This window comes from Oceanicaulis sp. UBA6590, from assembly GCF_002433705.1.
GTDB lineage: Bacteria > Pseudomonadota > Alphaproteobacteria > Caulobacterales > Maricaulaceae > Oceanicaulis.
The window spans coordinates 16121-35864 of sequence record NZ_DJIQ01000068.1 but is presented as its reverse complement, the minus strand read 5'-3'; the positions used below and the strand labels follow the sequence as shown (position 1 = coordinate 35864).

The window sequence follows — 19744 nt, the reverse complement described above, 5'->3', positions numbered from 1 at the left end:
CGCCGCTCCCCGTCCCAAACCAGCGGTCGCGATCCGCCTCTCAACCGGGGAAAGGCAAAGGATAGGCGCGGTTTGGGTGGGGGAGGATAAGTCGCTAACGCCAGAGCGCCGAAACCAACTACTCGATCTGATTAAACCATGAAAATACATGGCTATTAGAAAAATTATCGTGCTGAATCTGTATCCGGCAACCCAAGCAACAAACATCGAGATGAATCAAAGAAACCATTATTTTAAATAATATTGAGGCTGGAATTTCGGATGCATTACTTGGTCCAGATTCTATATACATCCCACTTTCTTGAATGATGATTTTTCCATCAAGCTGATAGTCCCAATACGGTCTCATATGCGACCTGAGCGCCTTGCAATCACTGTCTAATATTTGCTCTGATTTGCCGTGAGAAAAACTATTCCTCATTTTTTGCAAATATTTCAGAGGTCTCCATATGTGTTCGGGTGCACCCAGAGCTCTAAAATAAGCAATTGCAACCGCCAAATCAGAACGATCACCATACAACCCATCAAAACCAGGCAGCACTTCCGTCAACTTTGCGATAGACATTTTCTCAAGTAAAAAATGCGCCCTCAGTACAATGGCTAGATCATCTTGAGTTTTAAAGAGCTCTAGTTGAGCTTCCTTATTGAATGCCTTCGGAGAGAAAACATCTTTCATTGCGACACGCTTTAGAGCGGAATATTGTCGTGCTTCTTCCAGGGATTGGTGAGTTCCTTGTTGCGCAGGGTGCGCAGGGCCTTGATCAGGCGGAAGCGGGTGTTGTGCGGCTGGATCACATCATCCAGGAAGCCGCGTGAGGCCGCGACGAACGGGTTCGCGAAGCGGTCTTCATAGGCCTTGGTGTGTTCGGCCATCTTGGCTTCATCACCCAGATCCTTGCGGTGGATGATTTCCGCCGCGCCCTTGGCGCCCATCACCGCGATTTCCGCGCTCGGCCAGGCATAGTTGATATCGCCGCGCAAATGCTTGGACGCCATCACGTCATAGGCGCCGCCATAGGCCTTGCGCGTGATGACAGTCAGCTTGGGGACGGTGGCTTCGGCATAGGCGAACAGAAGCTTCGCGCCATGCTTGATCAGCCCGCCATACTCCTGCTTGGTGCCCGGCAGGAAGCCCGGCACGTCCACAAAGGTGATAAGCGGAATTTCAAAGGCGTCGCAGAAACGCACGAAACGCGCGGCCTTCTTGGAGGCGTCAATGTCGAGCACGCCCGCGAGCGAGAGCGGCTGGTTGGCGACGAAGCCCACGGTCTGGCCTTCCAGACGGCCAAAGCCCACCACGATATTGGTCGCGTAATCGGGCGCGATTTCATAGAAATCGCCCTCATCGGCCACCTTTTCGATCAATTCCTTGATATCATAGGGCTTGTTCGGGTTCGGCGGCACCAGCGTATCAAGGCTCGGCTCGGCGCGGTCGGGCGCGTCGAACACCTCCCGGAGCGGCGGCTTTTCACGGTTGGACGCCGGCAGGAAGTCGATCAGGCGACGCACCTGGACCAGCGCCTCGATATCGTTCTCGAACGCGCCCTCGGCGACGCCGGATTTCCTGGCGTGGACGGACGCGCCGCCCAGCTCTTCATGGGTGACGACCTCGTTTGTGACGGTTTTCACCACGTCCGGGCCCGTCACATACATGTAGGAGGTGTCCTTCACCATGAAGATGAAGTCGGTGATGGCGGGCGAATAGACATCGCCGCCCGCGCACGGGCCCATGATGACGGAGATCTGCGGGATCACGCCCGAGGCCAGCGTGTTGCGCTGGAAGATCTCGGCATAGCCGCCCAGCGCGTCCACGCCTTCCTGGATGCGGGCGCCGCCGGCGTCAAACAGGCCGATGATCGGCGCGCCGTTCTTCAGCGCCGCATCCTGCACCTTGCAGATCTTGCGGGCGTGGGCGGCGGACAGCGAGCCGCCGAACACGGTGAAATCCTTGGCAAAGACGTAGACTAGACGGCCATTGATCGTGCCGGAGCCCGTCACCACGCCATCGCCGGGGATCTTCTTGTCGGCCATGCCGAATTCGGTGCAATCATGCTCGACAAACATGTCGAGCTCTTCAAAGCTGCCTTCGTCCAGCAGCACGTCCAGACGCTCGCGCGCGCTCAGCTTGCCCTTTTCATGCTGGGCCTTGATGCGGGCTTCGCCCCCGCCCATGCGGGCCGCTTCACGTTTCGCGTCGAGCTGTTCCAGGACGGCTTTCATCAGCCTTCACTCCCAAGTTTTTTGTTCGTTGTGAGCTAGCTAGCACCGGTCTGGCGGTGGGCGCAAATCATGGGTGGTGCTGAGCTGAATTCCCTCATCCTCTTTCCCCGCGTAGGCGGGGATCCAGAGGTCATGAAACGTTGAGCTCTCGGCTCTGGGCCCCCGCCTGCGCGGGGGAAGAGAAGTGAGTGGGTTTGGTCGCTCCGCTTGGCCGGGGTTTCAACGTCTGAGCTAAAGCCCCGCCTCATCCAGCGCCCGCATGACGGTCTCGCAGGCGATGAGGTCGCGCTTGCGGTTGGCGGCGGCGAGCGCGGCTTCGGCGTCTTCGCCCCAGCGCTCGATCTGGTAATCGTCATCCACGCGCGCCGCTTTCCAGACGGCTTCGGCGTCCGCCTCGCCTTCGAGCAGCGCGAACGCCAGGATCGCCGAGCCAAGGATGGGCGTGACGCTGACCAGAGCCGTCAGACGCAGATCATCCTGCGCCAGAGCGCGGGCCTTGAGCGCCGCGATGGAGCTTTCAGGCTGTTCCAAAGCCAGCACGGTCGCAGCGGCGTTGAGCGGCGCGTCGAGCGCGGTTTTCGCCCACTCCAGATACGGGTCCCACAGTTCCGCCTGACGGGCGGCGAGCTGGGACTCCTCAGCGCGATGGCTCAGAAGGTCAGTGCGGCCGAAATTCGCCACTTCCTCGGCTGCGCCTTCGCGCACCGCTTCCATCCGGTCGAGCGCCACATGCAGGATGCGGGTAATCGGCATGGTGAAAGGGTCGATCACCGTCTCCTGCGCCGCCCATTCCGCCGCGAGCGCCGTCGCCAGCGTTTCGGACGGCACGTGCAGGGCGCGCTTGGCCGGGGTCTTCACCGGACGACCATCGAGCAGGATCGACCAGCCGCCCTCGCCGGGCTGAGTGCTGACCTCCTTATAGAACCGCTTGGGCAGTTCCCGGTTCTCGGCTTTCGCCTTGGACATGCTCATGCCGCGCTGGCTCCGTTTTCCGCAAAGGCGTCGAGCGCCGCATTCAGACAATCAAATTCATCATGGATGGAGTGGGCGCCGCCCTCGGCGATCTCCTCAGGGGTGTGAAAGCCCCAGCTCACGCCCAGCGCATGAGTATGCGCCGCGCGCGCCATGCGCATATCCCAACTGGTGTCGCCAATCATCACGGTGCGATGGGCGTCGACGCCGGTTTCCTTCATCGCATCCAGCACCATGCGCGGATCGGGCTTGCCCGCCCCGCCATCCACGGTCTGGAAGGTCTGAAAGTATCTGTGCAGGTCGTGATGCTCGAACACGATGTCGAGCCCGCGCCGCGCCTTGCCGGTCGCCACGCCCAGAAGCCAGCCTTCATCGGCGAGCCGTTCAACGGTTTCTTTCGCGCCCGCATAGAGCGGTTCTGAGAACCCGTCCTGGGCGCGCATCTCCACAAAGGCCTGCTTGTAGAAATTCGCCAGCTCGGGCACGCGCTCGACGGGATAGTCGGCCGGGGCGAGTTGTGCCACGGCCTCGCCCAGCTCCAGCCCGACGATCATGCGCACCTTGTCATAGGAGATCTCGCCCAGACCGGCGCGATCAAAGGCGCGGGTCATGGCGCGGTGGATCACCTCGCGGCTGTCAACGAGCGTGCCGTCAATATCGAAGACGGCGAGCTTGAGTTCGCTCATTCGAGCGCCTCCTCGACCAGCATCAGATTGTCGCCCGGATTGAACCCGAGCGCGTCAAAGCTGTCGGCCATGTGTTTGGGCAGGTCCGCCTCGATCACCAGCGGTTTCTGGCCTTCGCGCGGAATCTCGATCTTGCGCGCATGCAGGTGCAGCTTGCGCGACAGGCCTTCGGGATCGGGATAATCGCAGGTGTATTTGCCGTCGCCATAGATCGAATGCCCCATGGCCTGCATGTGCACGCGCAGCTGATGGGTGCGCCCGGTCTCGGGCCGCAGCACGACCCAGCATGCCCGCGCGCCGGCATTGTCGGCCACCGCATAGCGGGTCAGCGCGTGCTGGGCGCCCTCCTCGCCATGACGGGCGCCGACCATCAGCTCGCGATCGCCTTCCATGGACTTCTTCATGAAGCCCTTGATCTCGCCCGCGCGCGGCGCCGGAAGCCCCAGGCAGATCGCCCAATAGGTCTTCTTCACGTCACGGGTCTGGAACAGGCGCGCCAGACGCTTGGCGCTCTGGGCGGTCTTGGCCACCACCAGAACGCCGGAGGTGTCCTTGTCGAGCCGATGCACCAGCCTGGGCTTCTGATCACCCTTGCCGAAGGCCTGCAGCAAATGATCCAGATGCATCGTCACCTTGGAGCCGCCCTGCACCGCCAGTCCCGGCGGCTTGTTCAGCGCGATCATCTGCTTGTCTTCATAGATCACCAGCGAACGCGCGAACTGCGCATCCTGACGGGTGATCGAGCCCTGGTCGCGCGGCTCGCCGGCGTCGGGCATGGGCGGCACGCGCACGGACTGGCCCGCGCTGAGGCGCTGATTGCCCTTGGCCCGGCCGCCATCCACGCGAATCTGGCCGGTGCGCAGCAATTTCTCGATCATGCCATGGCGGACATGAGGGAAATGCTTCTTGAACCAGCGATCGACGCGCATCTCGTCTTCATCGCGGGTGACTTCAACCGTCTGTACTCCGCTCATGCGGCAAACACCTTTCGCGCCAGGATCAGCCCGACGAACACTGCGGCCAGAGAAGCCATCAGCGTTCCGCCCGCATAGATCGCGGCCATCACATAAGTCTTGCGCTCCACCATCACCAGCACATCCAGGGAGAAGGCGCTCATCGTCGTGAACGCGCCCAGAAACCCGACGCCCAGCGCATAACGCAGCTCGGTGGCGTCCGGACGGCCCGCACTGGCCAGCCAGCCCACCAGCAGCCCCATCATCAGACAGCCCAGCACATTCACCGTGAACGTGCCGTACGGCCATTCCGGCCCGATGAGCCTGAGACCCGCCTGATTGACGAAGTGCCGCGACACCGCGCCCAGCGCGCCGCCCAGCGCTATGAGAAGCACATGTTGCATGGGCGAGAGGGTTAGGCGCGTGAGCGCGATGGCGCAAGAGGATCAGGCGGTGGGGATGGGTCGCTAGGGTGAGAAAACCTACTCTCCGCGCTTGGCCCGCTCCGCCCGCACCGCGCGAAACCGCTCCAGCCGTTCCAGCAGGGCTGCTTCACGGCCCTGGGGTTTGGGCTCGTAGAAGGTGGGGGGCTTGCCCATTTCGGTGGGGAAATAGTTCTGGCCCGAGACGCCGCCTTCCACGTCATGGTCGTACTCATAGCCCTTGCCATAACCCACCTCTTTCATGAGCTTGGTGGGGGCGTTGAGGATATGGGCGGGCGGCATGAGGGAACCCGTTCCCTTGGCGGTGCGCAGGGCGGCTTTCCAGGCGGTGTAGACCGCGTTTGATTTGGGCGCGCACGCGATGTGGACCACGGCCTGGGCCAGCGCCAGATCGCCTTCCGGACTGCCCAGAAACTCATAGACATCCTTGGCCGCAAGGGCCGCGTGCACGGCGCCGGGGTCGGCGAGGCCGATCTCCTCATTCGCCATGCGCACGATGCGGCGCGCCAGATAGAGCGGGTCCTCGCCCGCGCTCAGCATGCGCGCCAGCCAGTAGAGCGCGGCATCCGGGTCCGAGCCGCGCACGGACTTATGCAGCGCCGAGATGAGGTTGTAATGCTCCTCCCGGTCCTTGTCGTAGACCGGGGCGCGCTTTTGCAGCACCGAGGAGAGGTCCTTGAGGTCCAGAGGCGTCTCGGGTTTCAGCGCGATCAGCTCTTCAGCGAGGTTCAGCATGTAGCGGCCATCGCCATCCGCCATGGCGATCAGGCCTTCGCGCGCCTCTTCGGTCAGGGGCAGCGTCGTCCCCTCCTCGGCCTCGGCGCGCCTGAGCAGTTTTTCCAGCGCTTCGGCGTCGAGCCGCTTGAGCACCATCACCTGACAGCGCGACAGGAGCGCGGCGTTGAGCTCGAAGCTGGGATTTTCCGTGGTGGCGCCCACAAGGGTGATGATCCCCTCCTCGGCGACCGGCAGAAAGCCGTCCTGCTGGGCGCGGTTGAAGCGATGGATCTCGTCCACGAACAGCAGCGTGCCTCGCCCCGCCTGACGACGGGCGCGGGCGCGATCAAACGCCTTCTTGAGATCGGCGACGCCGGAGAAGACCGCCGAGATAGCGTCAAACTCGAGCCCCGCCCTTTCAGCCAGGAGACGCGCAATGGTGGTCTTGCCCACGCCCGGCGGCCCCCACAGGATCAACGAGGACAGGCGCCCCTGCGCGAGCATGCGCCCCAGCGGGCCATCCGGGCCCAGCACATGGTCCTGGCCCACCACATCCTCGAGCGTTTGCGGGCGCAAACGGTCGGCCAGCGGGCGTGGCGCTTCGGTCTCAAGACCGGCGGAGGAAAACAGATCGCTCATGGCGCGGACTATGGGCTAAGCTGACCCGTGTTCGCAAATGTTCACACCAGCGGAGCGCAGAGATGAGTGAGACGACGAAACCCAACCCCGTCACGCCCTATCTGAGCGTGCGCAATGGCATAGAAGCCATCAGCTTCTATGAACAGGCCTTCGGCGCGGAAGAAGCTGAACGCTATGAGTTTGAAGGCAAGCTCGGCCACGCCGCCCTGCGCATCAATGGCGGAGTGATCTTCATGGCGGACGAGTTTCCCGAACACGAAGCCATGACCGGCAATGTGGCGCCGCCAACGCTGGGCGACCGCACCACCTTCACGATCAGTCTTCAGGTGGACGACGCGGACGCCTGGCACCAACGCGCGGTCGAGGCCGGATGCACCTCGATCCGGGATGTCACCGAGGAGTTCTTCGGCCGGCACGGCAAGGTGCGCGACCCTTACGGCCATGTCTGGTCATTGGTGACGATGAAGGCCAAGGCCTGATCAGGCGTCCGGCCCCACCTTGTAGTGATTGCCGATCAGCATGACGGTCAGGAGCGCGCCGGCGATGATGCTGGCGAAGCCGAACCAGGGCTCCCAGTGGAGCGCGTAGCTGAGGATCAGCACGAGGATGCCCGCCAGTACGGGCAAAGCCCAGAGAAGGATGGTTTTCGGCGTCAACGCGGGACGGGCGGGCGTTTCACTCATATCGGCTCTCTCTGGCCCGGACTGCGACAAACAGCCGGGAACGGTTCTCTTTTGTACGCTTTGCCTGTATATGGCGCGCCTTGCTTGAGCATGAAACCCTGACCATGACCGATCTGCACCTGGAAATCTCGAAGGACTTCACCTTCGACGCAGCGCACCATTTCGAGCACAAGGACGCTGATCATCCGTTTTCGCGGATGCACGGGCATTCCTTCGCCGGCACGGTGACGCTGACCGGTTCGCGTGCGGCCGAAAGCGGCATGGTCAAGGATTTCTGGGAAATCGAGGCCGAGATCAACAAGATCCGCGAACAGCTCGACCACCGCCTCCTCAATGATGTGGAAGGTCTGGAGCATCCGTCTCTGGAAGCGATCGCCTATTGGGTGTTCGAGCGCCTCGAGAAAACCCTGCCAGGTCTGACTGCTGTCGAGATCCGCCGCCCGAGCTGTGGCGAGAAGGCCGTGGTGCGTCGGGGTTAGCGTTCCGATACTCGGTGAAGGTCTCAGAGAACCGTTTGTCCGGCTAACGCGGATTCATCCTGTCATTAAAACACTTCTCTTGCCCTGCGAAGGCAGGGGCCCAGAGCCGAATGCGCAGCGCCAGACGATCTCTGGATCCCGGCCTACGCCGGGAAAGAGGGTTTAATGTCCCCACTCACTCTTCAGGATGAAGCGTAACAGCAAACCGAACCCGCAGGGTTCGCAAGCGCGACCGCGCGTCCGAAGCTTTAGCGAGGATCGTCACGCCCACGGGCGTGACCCCAATCATAACGCCTCGAACACATCCCGGCGGAGCCGGGGGTCGAAATGCTGGCCTCCGTCCACGCAGACAATCTGCCCAGAGACTGACGGCGTATTCACAAAGAAGCGCAGCGCCGCGACCAGATCCTCCGGCGTCGAGCCGCACTTGAGCGGATTGTCGTCATGCACGCGCTGGAACTCGGCTTCGGAATGGTGCGCGCTCGGCAGGGTCAGGCCCGGCGCGATGGCGTTGATCCGGACTTTCGGCGCCAGCGACTTCGCCAGCATCTCCGTCATGGTCTTCAATGCGGCCTTGGAGAGCGTGTAGGAGAAATAATCGGCATTGAGATTGAAGAGCTTGTAATCAAGCACATTCACGACGCTGGCGCGCTCAAGCCCTTGCCCGGCCACCGCCTTTGTCAGAAGCGCCGGCGCCAGCGTGTTCGCCGTCATGTGACGGTGAAAGCTCTCGGCGCCCAGATCCTCAAGCTGGTCCTGCTCGAAGATCGAGGCGGAATTGACCAGAACGCCCACGGGACCCAGCGCTTGATTGGCGCGTGCGACCAGGCTTGCCGCCTCTTCCGGCTTTGACAGATCGGCGCCCAGCGCGATGGCGCGCACGCCTCTGATCTCTTTGACCAGCGCCTCGGCCTCATCCGCCGAGCTGTTGTAATGGATGATCACATCATGGCCGTCCGCAGCCAGCGCCTCGATGAAGGCGCGGCCCAGTCGCTTGGCGCCGCCGGTGACCAGCGCTGCAGGTTTTTGGCTCGAAGGGTCGCCCATGATAATCCTATCTGCACTCTATCGGCCCAGAGCGGTTTGGCGCCGGGCCATTCCGGCTTATACCGCTCCTGAAGACTGGATGTAGAGGCCGCTTTATGAAACTCGACGCCCTGGCTGCACAAAACGCCGCGAACGCCCGTCCTGATTATGCAGGCGAGCGGGTCAGCGTGCGCGTCAATCGCCTCCGCCTTGAGGCGGAAGTGGGCGTCTATGATTCAGAGCGCGGCCGCAAGCAGCCTTTGGAGATCAGCCTGACCGCCGAGGTCGCGCCTGAAGCCACGCATCCCAATGGCGCCCTCGGGGAAGCGGTGAACTACGCCGCCATGGCCGAGACCGTGCGTCAGATCGTGGGGTCCGCGCATCATGATCTGCTGGAAGACCTCGCCCAGACAATCGCCGACACCCTGTTCGCCGATCCACGCGTGAAACGCCTTGACCTGACGCTCGACAAGCTGACCGCTCTCGAGGATGCCGAGAGCGTGGGCGTCAGCCTCAGCCGCTGGCGCTGACGACTCAGAACTTCGCGCCTATCTTAGGCCCATGGTCAAAGCCAACCGCCCCGACGCGCCCCCGCTCGACAAAGCCTCCGACGCTGGCCCCAGGCCGGCGCCGAAGGAGTATCGCACCGGGCCGGAGATCATCGCCGACTATGTAAAGAACCTGTCCCAGGGGCCGGGCGTCTACCGCATGTATGGCGAGGATGGCGAGGTCCTCTATGTGGGCAAGGCAAAGAAGCTCAAGAACCGGGTGTCGAACTACGCCAAGTCCGGCGGGCACACCAATCGCATCGCCCTGATGATCTCGCTGACGCGGTCGATGGAGTTTGTCCTCACCCGCACCGAGACCGAAGCGCTGCTGCTTGAAGCAAACCTCATCAAGCGCCTGAAGCCCCGCTTCAACATCCTGCTGCGTGATGACAAGAGCTTTCCCTACATCCTGATCCGCCGCGATCATGAAAGCGCGCAACTGACCAAGCATCGTGGCGCGCGCAAGGCCAAGGGCGATTATTTCGGCCCCTTCGCCAGCCCCAGCGCGGTCAACAACACGCTGAACACGCTGCAGAAGGCTTTCGGTATAAGAACCTGCACCGACAGCGTTTATGAGGGCCGGACCCGTCCCTGCATGCTCTATCAGATCAAGCGCTGCGCAGGGCCTTGCGTCGATCTTGTCAGCCCGGCCGACTATGACGAGCTGGTGCGCGAGGCGAAGGACTTTCTGTCGGGTCGGTCAAACAGCCTGCGCCAGCGGCTTCAGGACGAGATGACCGCGGCCTCTGAAAATCTCGACTTTGAGACCGCCGCCAAGCTGCGAGACCGCATCCGCGCCATCGCCGCCGTCACAAGCCAGCAGGACGTCAATCCGGACGGCGTGGAGGACGCCGACGTCATCGCCCTGCATCAGGAAGGTGGGAAGACCTGTGTGCAGATCTTCTTTTTCCGCGCCGGGCAGAACTGGGGCAATCGCGCGCTCTATCCCAAGCACGAACAGGATGCGGCGCCGGACGAGATTCTGTCCGCCTTCATCGCCCAGTTCTATGACGACAAGCCGGCGCCGCGCCTGATCCTCACGAGTTCTGACCCGCAGCAGGCCGAGCTCCTGGCCGAAGCCCTGACCCTGCGCGCCGGTCATCCGGTCGAGATCAGGACCCCCAAGCGCGGCTCGAAGAAAGCGCTCGTGGAAGCGGCCGAACGCAACGCCAAGGAAGCGCTGGGCCGCAATCTGGCGGAAAGCCGCTCCCAGGCGCAACTGCTGGACGGCGTGGCGCGGGTCTTTGGTCTGGAAGAGCGACCGGAGCGGATCGAAGTCTATGACAACTCCCACATCCAGGGCACGAATGCGCTCGGCGCGATGATCGTGGCGGGCCCTGAAGGGTTCGATAAGCAGAGCTATCGCCGCTTCAACATGAAAGGCGATGACGCGGCGACCAATGACGACTTCGCCATGATGCAGGCGATGATCCGGCGCCGGTTCACCCGGCTTCAGAAGGAACGCGAGGACGGCGTTCCTGTACCCGATCTTATCCTGATCGATGGCGGCAAGGGCCAGCTTTCATCGGTCATGGAGGTCATGGAAGAGCTCGGGGTGGATGATGTCGCCGTCGCCGCCGTGGCCAAGGGCCCGGACCGGGATGCGGGCCGGGAAGTCTTCTACATGCCCGGCAAGCCGCCCATCCGCCTGCCCATGAATGATCCGGTGCTGTATTACCTTCAACGCATCCGTGACGAGGCGCACCGCTTCGCCATCACCGGCCACCGGGCCAAGCGCGCCAAACAGATACGCGAAAATCCGCTCGACGAGATCGACGGCGTTGGCGCCACGCGCAAGAGCGCGCTTCTGAAGCATTTCGGCTCTGCCAAGGCCGTCTCCCGCGCCAATCTGGCGGATCTCGAAGCCGTTGAGGGCGTCTCCAGAGCCCTCGCCCGGAAGATCTATGAGCATTTCCATGAATAGCGTCCTGCGACAGCTGCCCAACATCCTCACCATCGGACGCGCCCTGGCGGGCGTGATTGGCGGCTGGGTGCTGGTGCAAAGTTCGCTGGCGATGCTGGAATCAGACGCGGTCCGACTGGGGCTGATTGCCGCAGCAGTCTTCGTGGTCGCGGCCCTCACGGACTGGCTCGATGGATGGCTCGCGCGGGCCATGGGCGCGCAGAGCGCCCTCGGCGCCCTGCTCGACCCCATCGCCGACAAGGTGCTGGTGGGCGGGTATCTGATCGCCTACTGCGTCATTAGCGGTTTTGACGCCTATCTCGTCTTGCCCGTCATCGCGATCATCGGGCGGGACGCCGCCATTACAGCCCTACGTTTTATCCTCCCCTCCAAAGGCGCTCTGACCGTAACCTCGACCGCCAAGATCAAGACCGCGCTTCAGATGGTGATTACCGCCGCGCCCTTCGTTCTGGTGATGATCGGCATGACCGACCTCGCCCTGTGGTATCATTACTGGGTTGGGGCGGTCTGGTTTCTGGCGCTGCTGACGGTCTGGTCGGCGCGTCCCTATGTGCTGGCGGCCTTCAAGAACTGACGCCGCACAACGCAGACGCGAAATGACCTGTTAACCAGACTGAATCGAGTGTGTGAACGTGCTCAATTTCGACGCTTAACAGCTATCCCGCAGGTCACCATGTCGTTCTCGATCGATTATAAAACGCGCATCGCCTTCATGAAGATCAAGGAGCAGGAACGCGAGCTGCTTCGAGAACTCAAACCTGTCATCGCCCGGGAATTTCCCGCCACCCTGGACGCTTTTTACGAGCATCTGAAGGGCTGGCCGGAAATCTACGGCATGTTCGGCGGTGATGCTGGCGTCAAACATGCTCGCGACAAGCAACTCGAACACTGGATGAAAATCGCGGACGCCAAGTTCGATGACGAGTACACCCGCTCCGTCACCGCCATCGGCGACGCGCACGCCCGACTGAAACTCCAGCCGCAATGGTATTTCGGCGCCTACAACTTCCTGATGATGGGACTGATCGAAGCCGTGCTGAACGATCAGCGCAAGAAAGGCTCACCCATCAACTGGAAACGCCATTCCGAAGCCGCGCGTCAACGGGTCTCGGTTCTGGTCAAGGCTGTCATGCTCGACATGGAGCTGGTGCTGACCGTGATCTATGAGCGTCAGAACGAAGAGCGTCTGGCGATCTTCGATCAGCTGGCCACCGAAATGGAAGGCCAGATCGGAGCGATTTCAGACACACTCGCCAAGACCTCGACCGATCTGGCGGAAAGCGCGCGCTCCATGGCGAGAGACGCGGAAACCTCATCCCAGCAGGCCTCCACCGTCGCCGCGGCTGCAGAGGAAGCCACCGCGACCGCACAAAGCGTTGCGGGCGCGTCATCGGAACTGACCAAGGCCATCCAGGAGATTTCAGCCAGCGCAGGCGAAGCGGCCTCCGGATCCTCGCAGGCCGCCCAACAGGCGGAACGCACACGCGTCACCATGAATACGCTGGATGAAGCCGCTCAGAAAATTGGTGAGATCATCACCCTGATCGAGGGCGTGGCCGAACAGACCAATCTGCTGGCGCTGAACGCCACGATCGAAGCGGCGCGCGCTGGCGACGCCGGCAAGGGCTTCGCCGTCGTGGCCAGCGAGGTGAAGTCACTGGCCGGACAAACCGCCAAAGCGACTGACGAAATCTCCCAACAGATCAACAACATACAGACGGTTGTGAAAAGCGCGGTCGAAGCCATTGAAGACGTGGCGCGGTCGGTTGAACGGGTCAATGGCGTCTCCACCTCGATTTCCGCCGCCGTGGAAGAACAGAACGCGGCAACCGCCGAGATCAGCCGGAACACGGAACAGACCGCCCAAAGCTCGGGGTCTGTGTCCCAGACCATCGCTGGCGTGCTCAACAGCGTGCAGAGCACGGCGACGTCCGCCAAAGGTTTGGTGCGGTCTTCTGATGAACTGGGCCAACAGGCCGCCAAGCTCCGCTCGGATGTGGCCGACTTCCTTGCCCGGTTAAGGGCCGCTTAAACCTCAGACCCTATGCAGGACGCCACAATAGAGATGTAGTTCCAAGTTATTGTATAATAACGTTATTCGGAGCACTCTGGCGCAACTTGCATCGGGTACTAATGATATGAGCGAAGTGTCTGACTCCTTCTCTGCGGATGTGGCCGAAGCCTCCGCCAGAATTCGAGCCGACTTGGGTTCCCGCTTGGAATTTCTCGACTTTTCAGAGTCGGACCGTGAATCTCTGCGCCGGCTGAAACCCTTTATCGAGCAGATACTGCCGGGCGTGCTGGACCAGTTCTATGCCGATGTCCTCGACACGCCTGCAACCGCAGCTTTCTTTCCCACTGACGCCATTCGCCGCCATGCGCAGCAGAAGCAGTTCGAGCACTGGATGGAAATCTGCTCGGCCCGTTTTGCTCAGGACTACGTGACTTCGGTCTCCAGGATCGGGATGACCCACGCCCGCCTTGAACTGGAGCAGCGCTGGTATTTCGCCGCCTACCAGAAAGTGATCAGCGGCGTGCTGTGCGCACTCAATCGCCTGCGCCTGAAAGAAGCCGGACTGATGCGCCGAGGCGTCATCGAGCGTCTCGACGCCGATATCCAGGCGCTGACCAAGGCGGCCTTCCTGGATATGGATCTGTGTCTGAGCACGATCGAGGCGGATATGCGCAATCGCCGGGACGCCGAACGTCGACGGCTGGCGAACGATTTCGAGCGCTCTGTCTCCACGATCGTCCGAACCGTCTCGAGCGCGGCTGCAGAACTCTCCGAGACAGCCCGCTCCATGTCCCATACCGCCCAATCGGCCTCGTCCCGCTCGGAGACCGTCGCCGCCGCTGCAGAAGAGGCGAATGTCACAGCGCAAATGGTGGCCCAGGCCGCATCCGAGCTCGACGGCGCCATTCAGATGATCGCGCAGAATGTGGCTCTGTCCTCCGAAACCGCCAGCGGCGCGCATGCGGAAGCCGAAGAGACGAGCGAAACCATGGCCCAGCTGAGCGCTGCGGCGGATACGATCGGTGAGATCATCTCGCTCATCGAAACCGTGGCTGACCAGACCAATCTTCTGGCGCTGAACGCCACCATCGAGGCTGCGCGCGCCGGTGAAGCGGGCAAGGGTTTCGCCGTCGTCGCAAGCGAGGTCAAGGCGCTGGCAAGCCAGACCGCCCAGGCCACCGACCAGATTTCACAGCAAGTTTCCCATATCCAGAGCGTGGTCGCGCGGGCTGTGAGCGCCATCCAGGCCGTCACCCGCTCGATCCAGCAGGTCAATGAGGTGAGCACCACCATTTCAAGCGCCGTGGAAGAACAAAGCGCAGCCACAGCCGAAATCAGCCGCACCACGGATCAGACAGCCCGAAGCGCCGGTTCGGTGTCCGAGGAGATCCTGCTGGTCCAGACTGGCGCCGAGGAGACCAGTACGGCGGCGCACTCCGTCGTTCAGGCCTCTGATTCGCTTGGAAGGCTGGCCAGCCAGCTCCAGAGCGACATGACCGAATTCCTGGCCAAGCTGAACGCCGCCTAGAACAGGCTGCCCTGATCCGGACTGGACGGTTTCTTTCGGGATGTCGTCGCGGATTTTGGACGCGCAGCAGGCTCAGGAGCGCTGGAGGGCGAGGCCGAAGATGCGCCGTCAACGATGGCCCCCCTCGTCGTGTCCTCAAATACCAGCGTCACCGCCTGACCGGAGGTCAAGGCCGCGCCCTGGCGCACCAGCGCGCCGGACTCATCCTTCACCAGAGCAAACCCGCGCCTGAGCACCGATTTGTGCGAGAGCGCCTCGAGTCGCGCGCCCAGAGATCCGAGCGTCCGGGCCTGATCACCGAGTTCCCGGCGAAACGCCTGTTCCAGCCGGGCGCCGGACTGCTGGAATCGATCGCCCTTGATCGCCAGATCGCGCCTGAGGGCCGTGGGCCGCATCTGGAGCGCCGCCGCCTGCAATCGGGTCTGCTTGCGCTCCAGACCCGACTGAGCCGCGCCATTGAGCCGGCTGGCGATGAAGTCGAGCTTTTGGTTGTTCTCATTGAGTGTGGCCCGAGGGCTGGGCAGGCCGCGAGAAGCGGATTTCAGATCCGCCGCCTTGCGATCAAGACCGCGCACCAGGGCGCTCATCAGCCGGGCGGTGGTTGTGGAGATGCGTTCAACCAGTTCGCGCCGGACCGGCACGGCGATCTCGGCCGCGCCTGTCGGCGTGGGCGCGCGACGGTCCGAGGCGTAATCGATCAGCGTGGTGTCGGTTTCATGCCCAACCGCTGAAATCAGCGGAATGCGAGAGGCAGCGGCGGCGCGCACGACGCGCTCTTCGTTGAAGCACCACAAATCCTCGATCGAACCGCCGCCTCGCGCCACAATCAGAACGTCGGGAACTGGCACTGGCCCGCCCGGCTCAATCGCGTTGAAACCCTCGATCGCATGGGCGATCTGATCCGCCGCCTTCTCGCCCTGCACCAGGACGGGCCAGAGCAGAACATGGACCGGGAAGCGGTCTTCCAGACGATGCAGAATATCGCGGATCACCGCCCCTGTCGGAGAGGTCACGACCCCGATCACGCGCGGTAGGAAGGGCAGTGCGCGCTTTCCATCAGGAGAGAACAGGCCTTCGGCCGCGAGCGCCTTCTTGCGCGCTTCCAGAAGCGCCATAAGCGCTCCTTCGCCCGCCGGCTCCATCCGCTCGATGATCATCTGGTATTTCGAGCGCCCGGGGAAGGTCGACAGACGCCCCTCGGCGATCACCTCCAACCCTTCCTCTGGCCGGAAATTGAGATGAGCGGCGACGCCTTTCCACATCACCCCGTCTATGACCGCCTTGTCGTCCTTCATGTCGAGATAGACATGGCCGGACTTGGCGACGGTCACGCGGCCCAGCTCCCCCCTCACACGCACATGGTCATAGGCCTGCTCGACCGTCCGCTTGAGAGCGTTGGAGAGTTCGGAAACCGTATATTCGGGCGTGTTGGAAGCGCTGGCGTCTGTCATCCCGTCACCCTAGCCGCGGATTCGGATTGCGTGTACCGCTCAGGCGCCGTTGACCTGCGCGCCCGTCGGGGCCATTCAGCTGTCGCAGACCTTCTGACTTCTCGCTTTCAGGACCACAAGGGCGGACCATGAACATTCTCATCATCGGATCGGGCGGCCGCGAGCATGCCCTTGCCTGGAAGATTTCCCAAAGCCCGCTGGTGGACACCATCTGGTCTGCGCCCGGCTCGCCGGCCATGGACCAGTTCGGTCCCTGCTTCGACGTGCAGCCTGATGATGTGGAGAAGCTCGAACAGCTCGTCCTGCAGCTCGAACCCGATCTCATCGTCATTGGTCCTGAAGTCCCCCTCGCGCTCGGCGCCGCGGACCGTTTGCGCGCACGCGGCTTTGACGTGTTCGGCCCGAACAGGGAGCCGGCCCAGCTTGAAGCCTCCAAGGGCTTCTCCAAGGATCTGATGGCCAAGCTGGGCGTGCCGACCGCCCGCTATGGCCGCTTCACCGAGGTCGACAAGGCCAAGGCGTTTCTCGACACGCTGGAGGCGCCCTATGTGCTCAAGGCGGACGGTCTGGCCGCAGGCAAGGGCGTCGTCATCGCCCCGACCCTGGACGAGGCCAAGGCGGAAGCCGAGGAGATGCTGTCGGGTAAGTTCGGCGATGCTTCCGCAGAACTGGTCATTGAAGAATTCATGCATGGCGAGGAGGCCAGCGTCTTCGTCCTCACCGACGGGGTGAACCGCATCACCCTGCCCGCCTGCCAGGATCACAAGCGGCTTCTGGACAATGACGAAGGTCCCAACACCGGCGGCATGGGCGCCTATTGTCCCGCTCCCGTGATGACGCCTGCGCTCATGGCCGAGGTGGATGAAAAGATCGCCGCGCCGATGATCAATGGCCTGAATGAGGCCGGCCATCCCTATCAGGGCGTTCTTTACATAGGCCTCATGATGACCTCGGAGGGGCCGAAAGTCGTCGAGTTCAATGTGCGTTTTGGCGACCCTGAATGTCAGGTGCTCATGGCGTCCATGCTCGACGATATCGTGCCCGTGCTGCTGGCTTGCGCCACGGGCGGCATGCCAGCGCGGGATTTCGCACAATTGCTGCCAACTGTGGACCAGGCCCGTCCGTCAGCCACCGTCGTGATGGCGACCCGGGGCTATCCGGGCCATTACCACAAGGGCTCGGTCATCTCGAACGTCAAGGAGGCCGGAGAGGTCGAAGGCGTCACCATTTTCCACGCCGGGACCGGGACCAATGAAGCCGGCGAGCTTGTGGCCAATGGCGGTCGGGTGCTGAACGTCACCGCTGTCGGCGATGACCTCAAACAGGCCGTGGAGCGCTGCTACACCGCGGTGGACATGATCGACTGGCCCGAGGGCGTCTGCCGCCGCGACATCGCCTGGCGCGCCCTGGCGCGAGATTGATGCGGACCGCGCACACTCTTTTTTTGTGACAGTCTTGTAACGGCTCCGAACGAACCTACTTACAGTGTGGTTATGCCTTTATAACTCACTGGACGCCTCATGCGCATTCTCGAAGAAGGACAGGGTCGGGTCATACTTGATGTGGGGGACGCCTTCACGGCTGAGGCCGCTCAACGCTTCCTGCAATTCATGCAGACCTGCCCCTATTGCAACCGCATTCGCCTGCTTGTCCTGCCAGGCCTCTCAAAGTCGCATCTAGACGAGGCTGACGCGATCGCGTTCGGGCGTGCTATTTCCGCCTGCCTGAGCGGCGGGTCGGGGCGGATTGCGGTCGTTTACGACCCCGCCTCCGAGCGCCAGGAGCTGGAATACACCCTGATCGACACGACAATCAGTCTGAATCACCGGCTGATCGCGCAATTTCGCGACATCGACGAGGCCAAGTCCTGGCTGGACTGGGACCTCGCGATATCCGAACGCAAGCAGACCGGTTAGAGAGACAGCGTCCGTGAGAATCGTTCGCCCCGCCGTTCGATTTCCATCGGCCAGCTGTCCGCGCCCTCTTTCTCTCGCAGAATGCGGTTGAGATCGACCAGATTATCCACACGCTCATCCTGGATGGACAGGATGCGGTCGCCGGGCTGGAAACCGAAATAGGCGGCGGCGGAGCGGCGCGCGACCGAAGACACCAGAACCCCGTTCATGAAGGGGTCGATGCCGTTCTCTTCGTTGAAGGCCGGGCTGAGCTGAACCAGCTCGGCGCCATGAAGCGGGTTCTCGCCCGTGATCTCCATGCGCGCGCCCTCAATCGCGCCTGGCGCAGGTTCCGCATCCACGCGCAAGACACGCTCACGCCCGTCCCTCAGAACCGAAAGCTCTGCAGTGTCGCCAATCATGCGCGTGGCGAAGCGGAAACGGGCGCCCACCTCATCATTCACTTCCACGCCATCAACGGCCACCACCACATCCCCCTGCTGGAGACCGGCCCGGTCCGCGGCCCCGCCCTGCCAGATATCGGCGACAATCGCTCCACGCGGGCGGTCCAGCCCCAGGGAGCTCGCCAGGTCCTGGGTGACCGGCTGCAGGCGCGCCCCCAGCCAGGGGCGGATGATCTCGCCATCCTGAAGCGCGGCCTCGACGACCGTGCGCACCATTTCAGACGGAATGGCGAAGCCGATGCCGTTTGATCCGCCCGAGCGCGAAAAGATCGCCGTGTTCACGCCGATCAGCTGTCCGTCCATATCCACAAGCGCGCCGCCGGAATTGCCCGGGTTCACGGCTGCATCGGTCTGGATGAAGAAGGCATAGTCTGAAATGCCGACATCGGTTCGGGCCAACGCCGACACAATGCCGGAGGTGACGGTCTGGCCCACGCCAAACGGATTGCCGATGGCCAGCACCAGATCGCCCACCTCGCTGTCGCCCGCCTCATCGAACGGCAGGACCGGCAGTGCTTCGTTCGTGTCGATTTTCAGAACTGCGAGATCGGTGCGCTCATCCGCCAGGAGCAGCTCCGCCTCGAACTCGCGCCGGTCGGACAGGACGACGCGCAGATCCTGTGCGCCCTGCACGACGTGATTGTTGGTGACGATGACGCCGGTGGAATCCACGATCACGCCGGAGCCCAGCGAGTTCACCTCGCGCTCTCGCACCTGCGGTCCGAAAAAACGCTCAAAAAAGGGATCGCCTGCGAATGGGGTGCGTTGAGCAATCACGCGACGCGAATAGACATTCACCACAGCCGGCGCCGCCTCCCGCACAACAGGGGCGAAGGAGAGCTGAACCTGAGCCTGTGTTTCAGGGACCGCCCGCTCCTGCGCCGCTCCCGGAGCGACAAGGGCCACACTGGTCAACAGCGCAAGCGACAGGGTTCGGATCATGGAGCAATCTCCTCGGGCTAAGCCAGCAAACACGAAAATAGTGATAGGCCGATGTAAGATCAGGCAAGCGGCCTGAACAGGGGCTGAGCGATTACGGTTTCGCAAGATCGTCGCGGCGTTCGCTCTCAAACGGGATATACTGCCCCCAGGGGGATGCATC

20 protein-coding genes are annotated in these 19744 nt (G+C 62.5%); 9 read left to right on the top strand and 11 right to left on the bottom strand.

Annotation, left to right across the window (positions count from 1 at the left end; all coding sequences use genetic code 11):
* Window positions 1-118 precede the first annotated feature (118 nt).
* From B2Z70_RS14970 to B2Z70_RS14940, 7 genes are all read right to left on the bottom strand, one after another.
* A complete protein-coding gene (locus B2Z70_RS14970) occupies window positions 119-676 on the bottom strand; it encodes a hypothetical protein (RefSeq protein WP_292984367.1) in 558 nt (185 codons plus the stop codon).
* Window positions 677-687: 11 nt separating this feature from the next.
* Window positions 688-2220, bottom strand: a complete 1533-nt coding sequence (locus B2Z70_RS14965; RefSeq protein WP_292984365.1) for an acyl-CoA carboxylase subunit beta — start codon at window positions 2218-2220, stop codon at window positions 688-690.
* A gap of 231 nt (window positions 2221-2451) precedes the next feature.
* Window positions 2452-3192 (bottom strand): ATP12 family chaperone protein, encoded by a 741-nt coding sequence (locus B2Z70_RS14960; protein WP_292984363.1) that lies wholly within the window; start codon window positions 3190-3192, stop codon window positions 2452-2454.
* A complete protein-coding gene (locus B2Z70_RS14955; RefSeq protein ID WP_292984361.1) occupies window positions 3189-3878 on the bottom strand; it encodes an HAD-IA family hydrolase in 690 nt (229 codons plus the stop codon). Before B2Z70_RS14955 ends, B2Z70_RS14960 begins: the two co-directional genes overlap by 4 nt.
* Window positions 3875-4852, bottom strand: a complete 978-nt coding sequence (locus tag B2Z70_RS14950) for an RluA family pseudouridine synthase (protein ID WP_292984359.1) — start codon at window positions 4850-4852, stop codon at window positions 3875-3877. Before B2Z70_RS14950 ends, B2Z70_RS14955 begins: the two co-directional genes overlap by 4 nt.
* A complete protein-coding gene (gene crcB / locus B2Z70_RS14945; protein WP_292984357.1) occupies window positions 4849-5235 on the bottom strand; it encodes a fluoride efflux transporter CrcB in 387 nt (128 codons plus the stop codon). Before crcB ends, B2Z70_RS14950 begins: the two co-directional genes overlap by 4 nt.
* A 78-nt stretch (window positions 5236-5313) precedes the next feature.
* Complete coding sequence (locus B2Z70_RS14940; protein WP_292984355.1) at window positions 5314-6630, bottom strand: replication-associated recombination protein A; 1317 nt, start codon at window positions 6628-6630, stop codon at window positions 5314-5316.
* A gap of 62 nt (window positions 6631-6692) precedes the next feature.
* Here B2Z70_RS14940 and B2Z70_RS14935 point away from each other — a divergent pair, with 62 nt between their 5' ends.
* Window positions 6693-7109 (top strand): VOC family protein, encoded by a 417-nt coding sequence (locus B2Z70_RS14935; RefSeq protein ID WP_009801095.1) that lies wholly within the window; start codon window positions 6693-6695, stop codon window positions 7107-7109.
* Here B2Z70_RS14935 and B2Z70_RS14930 read toward each other — a convergent pair whose 3' ends face one another.
* A complete protein-coding gene (locus B2Z70_RS14930; RefSeq protein ID WP_009801096.1) occupies window positions 7110-7313 on the bottom strand; it encodes a hypothetical protein in 204 nt (67 codons plus the stop codon).
* A gap of 104 nt (window positions 7314-7417) precedes the next feature.
* On the opposite strand from B2Z70_RS14930, the gene B2Z70_RS14925 reads away from it, so the two are divergent.
* Window positions 7418-7792 (top strand): 6-carboxytetrahydropterin synthase, encoded by a 375-nt coding sequence (locus tag B2Z70_RS14925; protein WP_292984352.1) that lies wholly within the window; start codon window positions 7418-7420, stop codon window positions 7790-7792.
* A 285-nt stretch (window positions 7793-8077) separates the two neighbouring features.
* On the opposite strand, the gene B2Z70_RS14920 is transcribed toward B2Z70_RS14925, so the two are convergent.
* Window positions 8078-8839 (bottom strand): SDR family oxidoreductase, encoded by a 762-nt coding sequence (locus B2Z70_RS14920; protein ID WP_292984350.1) that lies wholly within the window; start codon window positions 8837-8839, stop codon window positions 8078-8080.
* 95 nt (window positions 8840-8934) lie between these two features.
* Here B2Z70_RS14920 and folB point away from each other — a divergent pair, with 95 nt between their 5' ends.
* From folB to B2Z70_RS14895, 5 genes are all read left to right on the top strand, one after another.
* Complete coding sequence (gene folB, locus B2Z70_RS14915) at window positions 8935-9348, top strand: dihydroneopterin aldolase (RefSeq protein ID WP_009801099.1); 414 nt, start codon at window positions 8935-8937, stop codon at window positions 9346-9348.
* Window positions 9349-9379: 31 nt separating this feature from the next.
* Window positions 9380-11290 (top strand): excinuclease ABC subunit UvrC, encoded by a 1911-nt coding sequence (uvrC, locus tag B2Z70_RS14910; RefSeq protein WP_292984348.1) that lies wholly within the window; start codon window positions 9380-9382, stop codon window positions 11288-11290.
* Window positions 11283-11864 (top strand): CDP-alcohol phosphatidyltransferase family protein, encoded by a 582-nt coding sequence (locus tag B2Z70_RS14905; RefSeq protein WP_292984346.1) that lies wholly within the window; start codon window positions 11283-11285, stop codon window positions 11862-11864. Before uvrC ends, B2Z70_RS14905 begins: the two co-directional genes overlap by 8 nt.
* 99 nt (window positions 11865-11963) lie before the next feature.
* Window positions 11964-13322, top strand: coding sequence for a globin-coupled sensor protein (locus tag B2Z70_RS14900; RefSeq protein WP_009801102.1), 1359 nt, complete (start codon window positions 11964-11966; stop codon window positions 13320-13322).
* Between the two features lie 106 nt (window positions 13323-13428).
* Window positions 13429-14832, top strand: coding sequence for a globin-coupled sensor protein (locus B2Z70_RS14895; RefSeq protein WP_292984343.1), 1404 nt, complete (start codon window positions 13429-13431; stop codon window positions 14830-14832).
* Here the strand turns inward: B2Z70_RS14895 and xseA are convergent.
* Entirely contained in the window at window positions 14829-16283 is a 1455-nt protein-coding gene (gene xseA / locus B2Z70_RS14890) for an exodeoxyribonuclease VII large subunit (protein WP_292984341.1), read from the bottom strand. The genes B2Z70_RS14895 and xseA overlap by 4 nt on opposite strands.
* 128 nt (window positions 16284-16411) lie before the next feature.
* Between xseA and purD the strand changes: the two genes are divergently transcribed.
* Both purD and B2Z70_RS14880 read left to right on the top strand, forming a co-directional pair.
* Window positions 16412-17704 (top strand): phosphoribosylamine--glycine ligase, encoded by a 1293-nt coding sequence (gene purD / locus B2Z70_RS14885; RefSeq protein ID WP_292984339.1) that lies wholly within the window; start codon window positions 16412-16414, stop codon window positions 17702-17704.
* 99 nt (window positions 17705-17803) lie between these two features.
* On the top strand, window positions 17804-18199 hold the full coding sequence (locus B2Z70_RS14880; protein WP_292984337.1) for a hypothetical protein: 396 nt from the start codon (window positions 17804-17806) through the stop codon (window positions 18197-18199).
* Here the strand turns inward: B2Z70_RS14880 and B2Z70_RS14875 are convergent.
* On the bottom strand, window positions 18196-19584 hold the full coding sequence (locus tag B2Z70_RS14875; protein ID WP_009801107.1) for a Do family serine endopeptidase: 1389 nt from the start codon (window positions 19582-19584) through the stop codon (window positions 18196-18198). The genes B2Z70_RS14880 and B2Z70_RS14875 overlap by 4 nt on opposite strands.
* Between the last annotated feature and the right edge of the window lie 160 nt (window positions 19585-19744).

Bases quoted from the DNA above. Each gene is read 5' to 3' on its own strand.
- B2Z70_RS14970 (WP_292984367.1), bottom strand. From the start codon at position 676: ATGAAAGATGTTTTCTCTCCGAAGGCATTCAATAAGGAAGCTCAACTA.
- B2Z70_RS14965 (WP_292984365.1), bottom strand. From the start codon at position 2,220: ATGAAAGCCGTCCTGGAACAGCTCGACGCGAAACGTGAAGCGGCCCGC.
- B2Z70_RS14960 (WP_292984363.1), bottom strand. From the start codon at position 3,192: ATGAGCATGTCCAAGGCGAAAGCCGAGAACCGGGAACTGCCCAAGCGG.
- B2Z70_RS14955 (WP_292984361.1), bottom strand. From the start codon at position 3,878: ATGAGCGAACTCAAGCTCGCCGTCTTCGATATTGACGGCACGCTCGTT.
- B2Z70_RS14950 (WP_292984359.1), bottom strand. From the start codon at position 4,852: ATGAGCGGAGTACAGACGGTTGAAGTCACCCGCGATGAAGACGAGATG.
- crcB (WP_292984357.1), bottom strand. From the start codon at position 5,235: ATGCAACATGTGCTTCTCATAGCGCTGGGCGGCGCGCTGGGCGCGGTG.
- B2Z70_RS14940 (WP_292984355.1), bottom strand. From the start codon at position 6,630: ATGAGCGATCTGTTTTCCTCCGCCGGTCTTGAGACCGAAGCGCCACGC.
- B2Z70_RS14935 (WP_009801095.1), top strand. From the start codon at position 6,693: ATGAGTGAGACGACGAAACCCAACCCCGTCACGCCCTATCTGAGCGTG.
- B2Z70_RS14930 (WP_009801096.1), bottom strand. From the start codon at position 7,313: ATGAGTGAAACGCCCGCCCGTCCCGCGTTGACGCCGAAAACCATCCTT.
- B2Z70_RS14925 (WP_292984352.1), top strand. From the start codon at position 7,418: ATGACCGATCTGCACCTGGAAATCTCGAAGGACTTCACCTTCGACGCA.
- B2Z70_RS14920 (WP_292984350.1), bottom strand. From the start codon at position 8,839: ATGGGCGACCCTTCGAGCCAAAAACCTGCAGCGCTGGTCACCGGCGGC.
- folB (WP_009801099.1), top strand. From the start codon at position 8,935: ATGAAACTCGACGCCCTGGCTGCACAAAACGCCGCGAACGCCCGTCCT.
- uvrC (WP_292984348.1), top strand. From the start codon at position 9,380: ATGGTCAAAGCCAACCGCCCCGACGCGCCCCCGCTCGACAAAGCCTCC.
- B2Z70_RS14905 (WP_292984346.1), top strand. From the start codon at position 11,283: ATGAATAGCGTCCTGCGACAGCTGCCCAACATCCTCACCATCGGACGC.
- B2Z70_RS14900 (WP_009801102.1), top strand. From the start codon at position 11,964: ATGTCGTTCTCGATCGATTATAAAACGCGCATCGCCTTCATGAAGATC.
- B2Z70_RS14895 (WP_292984343.1), top strand. From the start codon at position 13,429: ATGAGCGAAGTGTCTGACTCCTTCTCTGCGGATGTGGCCGAAGCCTCC.
- xseA (WP_292984341.1), bottom strand. From the start codon at position 16,283: ATGACAGACGCCAGCGCTTCCAACACGCCCGAATATACGGTTTCCGAA.
- purD (WP_292984339.1), top strand. From the start codon at position 16,412: ATGAACATTCTCATCATCGGATCGGGCGGCCGCGAGCATGCCCTTGCC.
- B2Z70_RS14880 (WP_292984337.1), top strand. From the start codon at position 17,804: ATGCGCATTCTCGAAGAAGGACAGGGTCGGGTCATACTTGATGTGGGG.
- B2Z70_RS14875 (WP_009801107.1), bottom strand. From the start codon at position 19,584: ATGATCCGAACCCTGTCGCTTGCGCTGTTGACCAGTGTGGCCCTTGTC.